Origin of the sequence: Burkholderia sp. 9775_39 (assembly GCF_015712225.1) — a bacterium.
Lineage (GTDB): Bacteria > Pseudomonadota > Gammaproteobacteria > Burkholderiales > Burkholderiaceae > Burkholderia > Burkholderia cenocepacia.
This window is the reverse complement of record NZ_JACCQC010000050.1, coordinates 13,744-27,389: the sequence shown is the minus strand read 5'-3', so window position 1 is coordinate 27,389 and position 13,646 is coordinate 13,744. Positions and strand designations below refer to the sequence as shown.

Annotated in this window: 12 protein-coding genes and 1 rRNA gene; 8 read left to right on the top strand and 5 right to left on the bottom strand. The window is 67.6% G+C overall.

Features of this window, described 5'->3' with window-relative positions:
- Nucleotides 1–10 precede the first annotated feature (10 nt).
- Nucleotides 11–123, top strand: a 5S ribosomal RNA gene (rrf, locus tag H0X90_RS34425).
- A 94-nt stretch (nucleotides 124–217) separates the two neighbouring features.
- Here rrf and H0X90_RS34420 read toward each other — a convergent pair.
- The 4 genes from H0X90_RS34420 to H0X90_RS34405 form a co-directional block, all read right to left on the bottom strand.
- Complete coding sequence (locus tag H0X90_RS34420; protein ID WP_227739749.1) at nucleotides 218–643, bottom strand: GNAT family N-acetyltransferase; 426 nt, start codon at nucleotides 641–643, stop codon at nucleotides 218–220.
- Nucleotides 644–783: 140 nt separating this feature from the next.
- Complete coding sequence (locus H0X90_RS34415; RefSeq protein WP_077188672.1) at nucleotides 784–1,155, bottom strand: nuclear transport factor 2 family protein; 372 nt, start codon at nucleotides 1,153–1,155, stop codon at nucleotides 784–786.
- 54 nt (nucleotides 1,156–1,209) lie between these two features.
- Nucleotides 1,210–1,809 carry a hypothetical protein gene (locus H0X90_RS34410; RefSeq protein ID WP_060214614.1) on the bottom strand — a complete coding sequence of 200 codons (600 nt, stop codon included), beginning with the start codon at nucleotides 1,807–1,809 and terminating at the stop codon, nucleotides 1,210–1,212.
- Between the two features lie 175 nt (nucleotides 1,810–1,984).
- Nucleotides 1,985–2,989 (bottom strand): AraC family transcriptional regulator, encoded by a 1,005-nt coding sequence (locus H0X90_RS34405; protein WP_077188671.1) that lies wholly within the window; start codon nucleotides 2,987–2,989, stop codon nucleotides 1,985–1,987.
- A 143-nt stretch (nucleotides 2,990–3,132) separates the two neighbouring features.
- Between H0X90_RS34405 and H0X90_RS34400 the strand changes: the two genes are divergently transcribed.
- The 3 genes from H0X90_RS34400 to H0X90_RS34390 are packed head-to-tail and all read left to right on the top strand — an operon-like array spanning nucleotide 3,133 to nucleotide 6,790.
- Complete coding sequence (locus H0X90_RS34400) at nucleotides 3,133–4,800, top strand: acyl-CoA synthetase (RefSeq protein ID WP_058903770.1); 1,668 nt, start codon at nucleotides 3,133–3,135, stop codon at nucleotides 4,798–4,800.
- A gap of 13 nt (nucleotides 4,801–4,813) precedes the next feature.
- Nucleotides 4,814–5,581: a 3-hydroxyacyl-CoA dehydrogenase gene (locus H0X90_RS34395; protein WP_077188670.1), complete on the top strand. Its 768-nt coding sequence runs from the start codon at nucleotides 4,814–4,816 to the stop codon at nucleotides 5,579–5,581.
- A gap of 18 nt (nucleotides 5,582–5,599) precedes the next feature.
- Nucleotides 5,600–6,790 carry an acetyl-CoA C-acetyltransferase gene (locus tag H0X90_RS34390; RefSeq protein WP_034203774.1) on the top strand — a complete coding sequence of 397 codons (1,191 nt, stop codon included), beginning with the start codon at nucleotides 5,600–5,602 and terminating at the stop codon, nucleotides 6,788–6,790.
- Nucleotides 6,791–6,898: 108 nt separating this feature from the next.
- Here the strand turns inward: H0X90_RS34390 and H0X90_RS34385 are convergent, their stop codons facing one another.
- Nucleotides 6,899–7,591 (bottom strand): TetR/AcrR family transcriptional regulator, encoded by a 693-nt coding sequence (locus H0X90_RS34385; protein WP_006485720.1) that lies wholly within the window; start codon nucleotides 7,589–7,591, stop codon nucleotides 6,899–6,901.
- A 321-nt stretch (nucleotides 7,592–7,912) separates the two neighbouring features.
- Here H0X90_RS34385 and H0X90_RS34380 point away from each other — a divergent pair, with 321 nt between their 5' ends.
- The 4 genes from H0X90_RS34380 (at nucleotide 7,913) to H0X90_RS34365 (ending at nucleotide 13,641) form a co-directional block, all read left to right on the top strand.
- Complete coding sequence (locus H0X90_RS34380; protein WP_006498608.1) at nucleotides 7,913–9,193, top strand: Zn-dependent hydrolase; 1,281 nt, start codon at nucleotides 7,913–7,915, stop codon at nucleotides 9,191–9,193.
- Between the two features lie 127 nt (nucleotides 9,194–9,320).
- On the top strand, nucleotides 9,321–10,658 hold the full coding sequence (locus tag H0X90_RS34375) for an NAD(P)-dependent oxidoreductase (RefSeq protein WP_060268460.1): 1,338 nt from the start codon (nucleotides 9,321–9,323) through the stop codon (nucleotides 10,656–10,658).
- Between the two features lie 55 nt (nucleotides 10,659–10,713).
- On the top strand, nucleotides 10,714–12,030 hold the full coding sequence (gene preA, locus H0X90_RS34370; RefSeq protein WP_034203770.1) for an NAD-dependent dihydropyrimidine dehydrogenase subunit PreA: 1,317 nt from the start codon (nucleotides 10,714–10,716) through the stop codon (nucleotides 12,028–12,030).
- 102 nt (nucleotides 12,031–12,132) lie between these two features.
- Complete coding sequence (locus H0X90_RS34365; protein WP_034203769.1) at nucleotides 12,133–13,641, top strand: NCS1 family nucleobase:cation symporter-1; 1,509 nt, start codon at nucleotides 12,133–12,135, stop codon at nucleotides 13,639–13,641.
- Nucleotides 13,642–13,646: the final 5 nt, after the last annotated feature.

Genomic DNA, 13,646 nt, shown 5'->3' with positions numbered 1-13,646 from the left:
ACCCCCTTTGCCTGATGACCATAGCGAGTCGGTCCCACCCCTTCCCATCCCGAACAGGACCGTGAAACGACTCTACGCCGATGATAGTGCGGATTCCCGTGTGAAAGTAGGTAATCGTCAGGCTCCCCTCAAGCCAGAAACCCCCGCCCGAAAGGCGGGGGTTTTTGCATTGGCGTGCCAAAAAAACATGCTTGCCGCAGTCGGTAGCCCAATCTCGTCAACCGTACGCAGTGAGCCATCTTGCTGCGATCTCCTCACCCATCAGACCATGATCCGCAAGATCGGAAAAAATCTGCCCGGGATAGCGCTTGATTCCTCTCGCAGCGGCCTCGGTCCGAACTGATTCCCACAGCGCACGGGCGACGCCCTGACCCATGTGATCGGGATGAACGAACAGCCATCCGGGCGTTGGTCGATCCGAATTCAACGATGCTCGGATCCAGAACCCGATGATCGACTCGCCTGATTCCGCGACATAACCGATCGCCCCTTCGATCGTCTCCGGCGAGATCGTGAGATCGTTTTGCCACACGTCCAGCCATTCCTTCGGATAGCCCCAGTGCGCTTTCGACAGGCGCGCCAGTCGCGTGAGTTCGTCTGCGTCCGCGGCACGCGCGGAACGCACGGTAAATAGCTTGTGCATTTCGTCTCTCGTCATTGCCGACACCGTGTCGCGCCTTCATCAGTGCATCGTCGGGATCGCGGCATCTCACCGTCCGGTCGACGGCCGGCTGCTCGCAGCGGCTTTGCTCGACACTATTCATCCTCACACGCCCGTCGCAGTTACATGACCTGCGACGCATGTCCGGCGACGACACGCCAGTGGGCGCCCGATCGACGCCAGACCCGCGTATAAGCAAACGTGCCGGCGAATGCCGCGCCATCGAAATGTCCGGCGAGAGTCGCTCGCGTCGTGGTCAGGATCATCTCGTCGATCGCGCATGCGCGCCTCTCGAGGACGTCGAGTGTGTCGAGACGCAGAAGCTTCGCCCGATGCGCGGTGAGGTCGTCCTCCTTCGAGATGACCTGGCCGGTCGGGGCGGTGAATACCAGATCGTCGTCCAGCAGCGCGTCGAGCGCTTCGACGTCGTTGCTCAGCATCGCTGTGCAGAGCGCGGTCTCATAGGGTTCGATGACGGTACGGATTGCATCCATGTCAGGCCTCGCATCATTTCGGAAGGGGAGCGGCATGGCGGTGACAAACGCAGCCTACCGCGCGTTCGACAACGACTGACGCCGGACCAGCATCACCATGCAGATGCCGATCGACGCGATGAGATTGACGGCCGGATAGAACGCGACCGCGACACTCCACGTGCTCAGTGCCAGCAGCGCCAGTGCGTACTTGAGCACGCATAGCGCGAAATACGCGAGGCTCTCGCTCCACGGATCGCGGATCGTCTTGCGCACGGTCGGGCCGAGGCCGGCAAGCTCGATCAGCGTAACCAGACAGATCGATACCGTCGGATCGTCGGTCAGCATCCACAGCGGAATGGCCGACAGGGCCGCGCACAGAAACAGCCAGTCGAGGCCCGTCCAGCCGCGTTCGCCGCGAAACAGGCTGGCGATCAGCGTCAGAAAGCACGTGACGGCGATCGCCGCCGTGCACCACGCGGACGGCCCCGCGCCCGCGACGAACTGGCCGGCAGCCGCGATCGCCGTGACGACCGACCACACGAGCCACGTGAACAGATGCGGGCGCACGGTGCGCCGATAGATCGCGAGCGCGTAAGGAATCGCCGCCAGCAACGACACGGCCGTTCCGATCGCGCCGAAGATCGAAGCGGCGCCCTGATCGACATTCACCATCGACGCAACCTCGTCCGGACTGGCCGACCAGTATGTGGTCTGACGGATCGCGGCGCAACGTCGTGCCGGCTCCGCGGTGCGGTGAACGCCGCGCGGATTCGCACCGGAACGCAGAAGAAACCGGACTGGAGCGTATCGACGGCACATGACGAGGCGCTCCACATCCATCAGCCATTCAAGACTCCGCCTGAGCCGCATGCACGTCGCGCCGGAAGGCACCGGGGCTCGTCCCCGTCCATTTCCGGAACGCGCGATGAAACGCGCTCGGCTCGGTGAAGCCGAGCTCGGCCGCGATCTCCGCGACGCTGAGCGCGTGCCCGCGCAGCAGCGACTGCGCGAGCGCGCCGCGCAACTCGTCCTTGATCGCCGCGAAGCTTTGCCCTTCGCTGCGCAAACGCCGCCGCAGCGTCGCGGGCGTCGTGTCGAGGCGCACGGCCAGCGTGTCGAAGTCGGGCCATTCGGCGGCCGGCCGCGCCTTGAGATGCGCGCGCGTCTTCGCGACCCAGCCGGTGTCGTGCCGGTAGCGCACGAGCAGGTTGCCGGGCGCGCCGCGCAGGAAGGTCTTCAGCGCCTGCTCCGAACGGATCGTCGGCAGCGCGAGGTACGCGGCGTTGAACGCGAGCCGGCTGTCGGGCCGGTCGAAATGCACGGGGACGCCGAAGAACTGGTGATAGTCGCGGCGCTGGCCGGCGCTCGGGCACGCGAAATCGATGCGCTGCAGCGGGATGCGCCGGCCGATCAGCCAGCACGCGACGCCGAGCAGGATCAGCCAGAACGTCCGGTACGCGAACGCCGGGTACGGCGCGCCCGATTGCGCCAGCACGATCTGCGCCTGCCCGTCGGCCACCACGAGCTCGCCGTGCGGCTCGTCGAGCACCACGCGCAGAAACTTCAGCGCGCGCCGCAGCGCCTTGTCGAGCGTGCCGGCATGCAGCACCGCGTGGCACAGCAGCGTGAAGCTGCCGCGCCGCATCGGGCGCGCGGCGAGTCCGAAGAACTCGTCGTCGAGCGCACCGGCGATCGCGAGCCACAGCCGGCCGTACTGCTGCGGCGTGACGGGCTCGTGCACGGCGGCCGGCAGCCCCGCCGCACGCAGCACGGGCGCGGTCGGCAGGCCGCGCCGGCGCAGGCACGCAAGCGCATCGTCGACGAAATCCGGCGAAATCATCTGCGGCCCCATTTTCCTGCGTCCTCCGACATGGCAAAAGCGATCACGATTCTAGATTCCGTTTGTCATTGATTGCAATGTAGGGGCTGTCTACTATCGATGTATCCCCGTCGCGCCCCTGGCTCGCCGGCGGCCATAACGCACAGGAGACACGCATGCCTGAAGGAGCTACCGCCCGGGCGGTGCCGGCCTACGCCGACGCCGTGGCCCGGTTCAGTATCGAGACCGCCGCCGCGCAACTGGACGGCGACCTGGAGCGCGGCCTGAACGCGTGTGTCGAATGCTGCGACCGGCACGCGAAGGCGGACGCGATCGCGCTCGACTGGATCGACGCCGGCGGCCAGCACCATCGCGTCACCTTCGCGCAGATGCAGGCGTTGTCGGCCCGGGTCGCGCACCTGCTCGTCGCGCAGGGCGTGAAGCCGGGCGACGTGGTGGCCGGCATGCTGCCGCGCACGCCGGAACTCGTCGCGACGATCCTCGGCACGTGGCGCGCGGGCGCCGTGTACCAGCCGCTGTTTACCGCGTTCGGCCCGAAAGCGATCGAGCACCGGCTGCGCATGAGCGGCGCGCGGCTGGTCGTGACCAACGTCGCGAATCGCGCGAAGCTCGACGAAATTGCCGACTGTCCGGCGGTCGCGACGGTGCGCGATGCAGGCGAGACGCTGCCGGCTCACGACATCGATTTCCGCGCGGCGCTCGCTGCGCAGTCCGATACGTTCGAGCCGGTGCTGCGCAAGGGGTCGGACCTGTTCATGATGATGTCGACGTCGGGCACGACGGGCCTGCCGAAGGGCGTGCCGGTGCCGCTGTACGCGCTGCTCGCGTTCGGCGCGTACATGCGCGAAGCGGTCGACCTGCGCGCGAGCGACCGGTTCTGGAACATCGCCGATCCGGGCTGGGCGTACGGGCTCTATTACGCGATCACCGGCCCGCTGCTCCTCGGTCATGCGACGACGCTGTACGAGGGCAGCTTCACGGTCGACAGCACCTATGACGTGATCGAGCGACTCGGCATCACGAGCCTCGCCGGTTCACCGACCGCGTACCGGATGCTGATGGCGGCCGGCAACGAAGCGGCCGCACGGCTGAAAGGCCAGCTGCGCGTGGTCAGCAGTGCCGGCGAGCCGCTGAATCCCGAAGTCGTGCGCTGGTTCCACGCGGCGCTCGGCGCGCCGATCCATGACCACTACGGCCAGACCGAACTCGGGATGGTCGTCAACAATCATCACGGCCTCACGCACGTCATCCATGCCGGTTCGGCCGGCCTCGCGATGCCGGGCTACCGTGTCGCGGTGCTCGACGAAGCCGGCCGCGAGCTTGGCCCCGGCGAGCCCGGCAACCTCGCGATCGACATCGCGCGCTCGCCGCTGCTGTGGTTCCGCGGCTACTGGCAGCAGGACACGCCGGCGATCGCGGGCGGCTACTACCGGACCGGCGACAACGTCGAGCTGGAGCCGGATGGCACCGTGAGCTTCATCGGCCGCGCGGACGACGTGATCACGTCGTCCGGCTACCGGATCGGCCCGTTCGACGTGGAAAGTGCGCTGATCGAGCATCCGGCCGTCAGCGAGGCTGCCGTGATCGGTGTGCCCGATCCGGAGCGCACGGAGATCGTGAAGGCGTTCGTCGTCCTGTCGAAAGGGTTCGACGGCACGCCGGAACTGGCCGAGGAATTGAGTCTGCACGTGAAGCGGCGGCTGTCCGCTCACGCTTATCCGCGCGCGATCGACTTCGTCGACGCGCTGCCGAAAACCCCGAGCGGCAAGATCCAGCGCTTCGTGTTGCGCAAGATGGAAGCCGAGAAGGCCGCTCAACCCTGAATACGGACTGCGAATGAATATCAAGGATCGCGTTTTTCTGATTACCGGTGCCGGTTCCGGCCTCGGCGCCGCGGTGGCGCGCATGGTCGTCGCGCAGGGCGGCAAAGCCGTGCTGCTGGACGTCAATGACGAGGCGGGCACGAGCCTCGCGAACGAACTCGGCGCGGCCGCGCGCTTCGTGAAGACCGACGTGACGAGCGAAGCCGATGGTCAGGCCGCCGTCGCGGCCGCGCGCGACGCGTTCGGCCGCGTCGACGTGCTCGTCAACTGCGCGGGCGTCGCGCCGGGCGAGAAGGTCGTCGGCCGCGACGGCCCGCATTCGCTCGACCGCTTCGCGCGCGCGGTGTCGATCAATCTGGTCGGCACGTTCAACATGATCCGGCTGGCCGCCGAAGCGATGTCGAAGCAGGACGCTGACGCGGAAGGCGAGCGCGGCGTGATCGTCAATACCGCATCGGTCGCGGCGTTCGACGGGCAGATCGGACAGGCTGCGTATGCGGCGTCGAAGAGCGGCGTGGTGGGCTTGACGCTGCCGATCGCACGCGAGCTCGCGCGCTTCGGCATTCGCGTCGTGACGGTCGCGCCCGGCATCTTCGCGACGCCGATGATGGCCGGCATGCCGCAGGACGTGCAGGACGCGCTCGGCAAGAGCGTGCCGTTCCCGCCGCGGCTCGGCCGCCCGGAAGAATTTGCGGCGCTGGTGCGCCACATCGCCGAGAACACGATGTTGAACGGCGAAGTTATCCGTCTCGATGGCGCGTTGCGCATGGCACCGCGCTGACACTGGAGGAAGCGAATCATGACGACTCAGGATCCGATCGTAATCGTGGGCGCGGCGCGCACGCCGATGGGCGGTTTTCAGGGCGACCTGGCGGCGGCCAGCGCGAGCGACCTTGGCGCGGTGGCGATTCGCGCCGCGCTCGAGCGCGCGAACGTGTCCGCCGAGCGCATCGACGAGATCGTGTTCGGCTGCGTGCTGCCGGCCGGCCAGGGCCAGGCGCCGGCGCGCCAGGCCGCGCTGAAGGCCGGGCTGCCGCTCGCCGCGGGTGCGACCACGGTCAACAAGATGTGCGGCTCCGGGATGAAGGCCGCGATGTTCGCGCACGACCTGCTGCTGGCGGGTTCGGCGGGCGTGGCCGTGGCGGGCGGGATGGAGAGCATGACGAATGCGCCGTACCTGCTGCCGAAGGCGCGCGCGGGCATGCGCATGGGTCATGGGCAGGTGCTCGACCACATGTTCCTCGACGGGCTCGAGGACGCGTATGAAAAGGGCCGCCTGATGGGTACCTTCGCCGAGGATTGCGCGCAGGCCTACCAGTTCACGCGCGAAGCGCAGGATGCGTTCGCGATTGCGTCGCTGACGCGGGCGCAGCGCGCGATCGCGGAAGGGCGTTTCGTGTCGGAAATCGCGCCGGTGACCGTGAAGGCCGGCAAGACGGAAAGCGTCGTGTCGATCGACGAGCAGCCGGGCAAGGCGAAACTCGACAAGATCCCGACGCTGAAGCCGGCGTTCCGCGACGGCGGCACGGTGACGGCCGCGAACGCCTCGTCGATTTCGGACGGCGCGGCCGCGCTCGTGATGATGCGTCGCTCGGAAGCCGAGCGCCTCGGCCTCACGCCGAAGGCCGTGATCGTCGGGCATTCGACTCATGCGGACAAGCCCGGCCTGTTCGCGACCGCGCCGATCGGCGCGCTGCGCAAGCTGTCGGAGAAAACCGGCTGGAACCTGCGCGACGTCGACCTGTTCGAGATCAACGAAGCGTTCGCGGTGGTGCCGATGGCCGCGATGCGCGACCTCGACCTGCCGCACGAGAAGGTCAACGTGCACGGCGGCGCATGCGCGCTCGGGCATCCGATCGGCGCATCGGGTGCGCGCGTGATGGTGACGCTGCTGGCCGCGCTCGAAACGTACGGCTTGAAGCGCGGCGTCGCATCGCTGTGCATCGGCGGCGGCGAAGCGACGGCCGTCGCGATCGAGCGCCTCGCGTAACGCGACGCATCGTTCGTCCGTCCGTGGCATCGCGGGCGGCGCGTATCGCACGGGACCTTCCGTGTGGTGCGCGCCGCCCGTTTTTATTTGGTTGATCGCCGTGTCGCGCTACGACTTCGCGTTCGGCGATACCGCGCCGCATGCGCGAATCACGAGTTGCACGACCTGTTCGGTCCTGTCGTCGAACGCCTTCTTCGTGAACGCGCGCTTGCCGCTCAGCGCGCGAATCTGCGCATCGAAATCCGCATAATGCTGCGTGGTCGCCCAGATCAGGTACATCAGCGCATGCGGGTCGATCGGCGCGAGCAGTCCGCGCGCGATCCAGCCGTCGATCACGTTGATGCGCGCGTCGAACCACGGCTTCACGCGTTGCGACAGGATGTCCTGCATGTGTTCCGCGCCGTGGATGATCTCGTTGGCCCAGACCTTCGAGCCGAGCGGGCGCCGCTGCGACAGCGCCATCTTCGCGCGCACGTAGCTGCCGATCGCCTCCACCGGATCGTCGCCGGCCTCGAACGAGCCGGCCGCGCGATGCCAGTCCTCGAACAGGTCGTCGAGCACGCGGCGGTACAGCGCAAGCTTGGTCGGGAAGTAGTAGTGCACATTCGCCTTCGGCAGGCCCGCGCGCTCCGCGATCATCGCGGTGCTGGCGCCGGCGAGCCCGCGTTCCGCGAATACGGCTTCCGCGCACGCGAGCAGATGGGCTTCGTTGGACTCGCGAATGTGTGCCTTGCGTCGCCGCAAAGGCGCGGGCGTTTCGTCCCGGTCGGTGGCTTCGATCGCCGCCTCGTCATGTCTCATCGTGTCCCTCGCGCGGCGGCCATGCCGCGTTGGGCTTCATTCTAGCTGCTGATTCGCGTCGCGCGCACGCATCCGGATGCCGCGATTCCACCGCGATGCTGCGTTGCGGTGGCACGTTTCTCGCTCCATCGCGTCACGCAAGAAAGACGTTGCGCTGGTCATTTTGATCGTCTAAAACCTGTCCAATCGGACAGGATTTGCGCGTTTCGCGAATCGACGGGGACATGCACCGCATCCGGGCGGTGTGCCCTCGAAACAGGCATCACACGCACCGGCACAGACCGGGCTGACGACATCACCGACCCCACAGGAGCGATACGAATGAACGCGGTATCGGAAACAGTGAAGCGGGCAGCTTTCGACACGTCGATCAAGGTCGACGGCAAGCGGTTGTGGGACAGCCTGATGGAAGTCGCGAAAATCGGCGCGACGCCGAAAGGCGGCGTGTGCCGCCTCGCGCTGACCGATCTCGACAAGGCCGGCCGCGACCTGATCGTCGGCTGGGCGAAGGCGGCCGGCTGCACGGTGACGGTCGATACGATGGGCAACGTGTTCATGCGCCGCGCGGGCCGCGTGGCCGACGCCGCGCCGGTCGTCACGGGCTCGCACGCGGATTCGCAGCCGACCGGCGGACGCTTCGACGGCATCTACGGCGTGCTCGGCGGCCTCGAAGTGATTCGCAGTCTCAACGATCACGGCATCGAGACCGAGCATCCCGTCGAGGTCGTGATCTGGACCAATGAAGAGGGTTCGCGCTTCGCGCCCGCGATGGTCGCATCGGGCGTGTTCGCGGGCGTGTTCCCGCTCGAATACGGGCTGTCGCGCAAGGACGTCGACGGCAAGACGATCGGCGAGGAACTGGCGCGCATCGGTTATGCGGGCGACGTGCCGTGCGGCGGGCGCAAGCTGCACGCGGCGTTCGAGCTGCATATCGAACAGGGGCCGATTCTCGAAGCGGAATGCAAGACGATCGGCGTCGTGACCGACGCGCAGGGGCAGCGCTGGTACGAGATCACGTTCACCGGCCAGGAAGCGCACGCGGGGCCGACGCCGATGCCGCGCCGCCGCGACGCGCTGCTCGGTGCGTCGCGCGTGGTCGATCTCGTCAACCGGATCGGCCTCGATCATGCGCCGTTCGGCTGTGCGACGGTCGGCATGATGCAGGTCCACCCGAACTCGCGCAACGTGATTCCGGGCCGCGTGTTCTTCACCGTCGATTTCCGTCATCCGGACGACGCCGTGCTTGCGAAGATGGATGCGGCGCTGCGCGACGGCGTCGCGCGCATCGCGGCCGACATCGGGCTCGACACCGAGCTCGAGCAGATTTTCTACTACAAGCCGGTCGCGTTCGATCCCGCGTGCGTGGCGGCCGTGCGCGGCGCGGCCGACCGCTTCGGCTATTCGCATCGCGACATCGTGTCGGGCGCGGGCCACGACGCGTGCTATCTCGCGCAGGTCGCGCCGACGTCGATGGTGTTCGTGCCCTGCGTCGACGGCATCAGCCACAACGAGATCGAGGACGCGACGCCCGCATGGATCGAGGCCGGCGCGAACGTGCTGCTGCACGCGATGCTGTCGCGCGCATGCGAGCCGGCTTCATGATGGATCTGCCGTAGCAGCCGCGAGGCTGCCTGTCGTCAGAAATTTGCATGCCTAAGCATGACCGCCCCGACTGTGCATTCGCAGCCGGCGGGGACGGCTTTGTCTCCACCCAGCCGAAGGAACGCGTATGACCACCCAGCCAACCGGCGATATCGCCGCGCATCGCCTGTCGTCCACGCAACTCTCGTGCGAATTCGCCGATATCGCGCCGCTGCTCGATCCGACCGCGGCGGCGGCCGCCGCGAGCCGCTGCCATTACTGCTACGACGCACCGTGCGTGCACGCGTGCCCGACGCAGATCGACATCCCGAGCTTCATCCGCAAGATCGGCAACGGCAACCTCAAAGGCGCCGCGACCGACATCCTGTCCGCGAATCCGCTCGGCGGGATGTGCGCACGTGTGTGCCCGACCGAGATCCTCTGTGAAGGCGCTTGTGTGCGCAACCATCAGGATGCGCAGCCGGTCGCGATCGGTGCGCTGCAGCGGCATGCGACCGACTGGGCGATGCAGACCGGCGCGGTGCAGTTCCGGCGCGCGTCGGAGACGGGCCGCCATGTGGCGGTGGTCGGCGCGGGGCCGGCCGGGCTCGCGTGCGCGCACCGGCTCGCGCTCGCGGGGCATCGTGTCACGCTGTTCGACGCGCGTCCGAAGGCCGGCGGCCTCAACGAATACGGGATCGCCGCGTACAAGACCGTCGACGATTTCGCGCAACGCGAGGTCGAGTGGCTGCTGTCGGTGGGCGGCATCACGCTGCAAACCGGTGCGGCGCTCGGACGCGACGTGACGCTCGATGCGCTGCGCGAGCAGCATGACGCGGTATTCCTCGCGATGGGGCTCGGTGGCGTGCGCGCGCTCGCGATCGACGGCGAGCAATTGGGCGGCGTGATGAACGCGGTCGATTTCATCGAGCAGGTGCGGCAGGCCGACGCGCTCGCGAACGTGCCGGTCGGGCGGCGCGTGGTCGTGATCGGCGGCGGCAATACGGCGATCGATGCGGCGGTGCAGAGCCGCAAGCTCGGCGCCGAGCGCGTGACGATGGTGTACCGGCGCGGCGTGGACGCGATGAGCGCGACGTGGGCCGAGCGCGAGTTCGCGCAAAAGAGCGGCGTCACGCTCGTCACGCACGCGAAGCCGGTGCGCATCGCGGGTGCGAACGGGCAAGTGACGGGCGTCGAATTCGAGGGCGCATCGGGCGAGCGCTTCACCATCGATGCGGACATGGTGCTGAAGGCGATCGGCCAGACGCTCGTGCCGGACGGCATCACGGCCACGTTGCTGACTTCGGACCGCACGCGGATCGCGGTCGATGCGGACGGGCGCACGGCGCTGCCGGACGTGTGGGCCGGCGGCGACTGCGCGGCGACCGACGGCATCGATCTCACGGTGCAGGCCGTGCAGGACGGCAAGCGCGCGGCCGCGTCGATCGACGCGACGCTCGCCGCGCGCGACGCAAAGGCGGCCTGAACGCGCGGCGTCCCGCCGGCACACCGAACACGACCCCATTCTCACGGAGCCGAACATGGCCGATCTTCGCTGCACCATCGCAGGCATCACTTCGCCGAATCCCTTCTGGCTGGCGTCCGCGCCGCCGACCGACAAGGCCTACAACGTCAATCGCGCATTCGAGGCGGGCTGGGGCGGCGTCGTCTGGAAGACGCTCGGGCTCGACCCGCACGTCGTCAACGTCAGTTCGCGCTACGGCGCCGTGCAGTGGAACGGCCAGCGCATCGCGGGGTTGAACAACATCGAGCTGATCACCGACCGTCCGCTCGACGTGAACCTGAGAGAGATCGCGCAGGTGAAGCGCGACTGGCCGGACCGCGCGCTGATCGTGTCGCTGATGGTGCCGTGCAACGAGCGCGACTGGAAATGGATCCTGCCGCTCGTCGAGGATACCGGGGCCGACGCGGTCGAGCTCAACTTCGGTTGCCCGCACGGGATGAGCGAGCGCGGGATGGGCGCGGCGGTCGGGCAGGTGCCCGAATACGTCGAGATGGTCACGCGCTGGGTGAAGGAGGGCACGAAGCTGCCGTGCCTCGTGAAGCTCACACCGAACATCAGCGACATCCGGATGGGCTCGCGCGCCGCGTACAAGGGCGGGGCGGACGGCGTGTCACTGATCAACACGATCAACTCGATCGTCGCGGTCGATCTCGACCACATGGCGCCGATGCCGACCGTCGACGGCAAGGGCACGCACGGCGGCTATTGCGGGCCGGCGGTCAAGCCGATCGCGCTGAACATGGTCGCGGAAATCGCCCGCGACCCGGAAACGCCGAACCTGCCGATCTCGGGCATCGGCGGCGTCTCGTCATGGCGCGACGCGGCCGAGTTCATGGTGCTCGGCGCCGGCAGCGTGCAGGTGTGCACCGCCGCGATGCATTACGGCTTCCGGATCGTGTCGGATCTCGCCGACGGGCTGTCGAACTGGATGGACGAGAAGGGCTACGCGACGCTCGACGACATCCGCGGCCGCGCAGTGCCGAACGTCACCGACTGGAAATACCTGAACCTGAAGTACGACATCAAGGCGCGCATCGACCAGGACCGCTGCATCCAGTGCGGGCTGTGCCATATCGCGTGCGAGGACACCTCGCACCAGGCGATCACGGCGACGAAGGACGGCGTGCGGCATTTCGAAGTGGTCGATTCGGCGTGCGTCGGGTGCAATCTTTGCATGCATGTGTGTCCGGTCGAGCAATGCATCACGATGGAGCGCGTCGATTCGGGCGACTACGCGAACTGGACCACGCATCCGAACAATCCGGCGAGCGCGGAGGCGGGGGCGGGTGCAGGCGCGGCGGCACCGGATAAGCACGCGAAGAAGGCTGCCTGACCGGCGTCCGGCGAGGCAGGGTCATCCTGCATCGCCGCCTTTCGTTCCACCCGGGCCGGCATCGCACGATGCCGGCGTTGACGTTTTCGTGGAGTGTGTTCGATGAATCACGCAGCGAATCCCGCCGATCCCGACAGCGCCGCGGCGCACGGCGGCAGCCTGTACAACGACGATCTCGCGCCGACGACGCCGGCGCAGCGCACGTGGAAGTGGTACCACTTCGCGGCGCTGTGGGTCGGGATGGTGATGAACATCGCGTCGTACATGCTCGCGGCCGGGCTGATCCAGGAAGGCATGTCGCCGTGGCAGGCGGTGATGACGGTGCTGCTCGGCAACCTGATCGTGCTCGTGCCGATGCTGCTGATCGGCCATGCGGGCGCGAAGCACGGGATTCCGTACGCGGTGCTCGTGCGCGCGTCGTTCGGCACGCAGGGCGCGAAGCTGCCGGCGCTGTTGCGCGCGATCGTCGCCTGCGGCTGGTACGGCATCCAGACCTGGCTCGGCGGCAGTGCGATCTACACGCTGCTGAACATCCTGACCGGCAATGCGCTGCACGGCGCGGCGCTGCCGCTCGTCGGCATCTCGTTCGGGCAACTCGCGTGCTTCCTCGTGTTCTGGGCGCTGCAGCTGTACTTCATCTGGCACGGCACCGATTCGATCCGCTGGCTCGAAAGTTGGTCCGCGCCGATCAAGGTCGTGATGTGCGTGGCGCTCGTGTGGTGGGCGACGTCGAAGGCGGGCGGGTTCGGCTCGATGCTGTCGGCGCCGTCGCAGTTCGCGGCTGGCGGCAAGAAGGCCGGGCTGTTCTGGGCGACCTTCTGGCCGGGCCTGACCGCGATGGTCGGCTTCTGGGCGACGCTCGCGCTGAACATTCCGGATTTCACGCGCTTCGCGCATTCGCAGCGCGACCAGATGATCGGGCAGTCGATCGGGCTGCCGCTGCCGATGGCGCTGCTGTCGGTGGTGTCGGTCGTCGTGACGTCGGCAACCGTCGTGATCTACGGCAACGCGATCTGGGATCCGATCGACCTGACGAGCCGGATGACGGGCATCGGCGTCGGCATCGCGCTCGTGATCCTCACGCTCGACACGATGTGCTGCAACCTCGCCGCGAATCTCGTCGGCCCCGCGTACGACTTCTCGAGCCTGTGGCCGAAAGCGATCTCGTACCGCACGGGCGGGATGATCACCGCGACGATCGCGATCGTGATGATGCCGTGGAAGATCCTCGCGACGACGGACGGCTATATCTTCACCTGGCTCGTCGGCTATTCGGCGTTGCTCGGGCCGGTCGCGGGCATCCTGATGGTCGACTACTTCCTGATTCGCGGCACGCAGCTCGACACGCGTGCGCTGTTCGACGAGGCCGGCGGCTTCAGCTACGCGCGCGGCTGGAACCCGGCCGCGCTGGTCGCGCTCGCGGTCGGCGTGCTGCCGAACCTGCCGGGCTTCCTGCATACCGCGTTTCCCGCGTCGTTCCCGAACGTGCCGGCGTTCTTCAACACGCTTTACACGTACGCGTGGTTCGTCGGCCTCGTGCTGGCGTCGGGCGTGTACGGCACCTGGATGAAGTGGCGCGCCGGACAGCGCGCGCAGATCGCGAGCGCATGACGCGC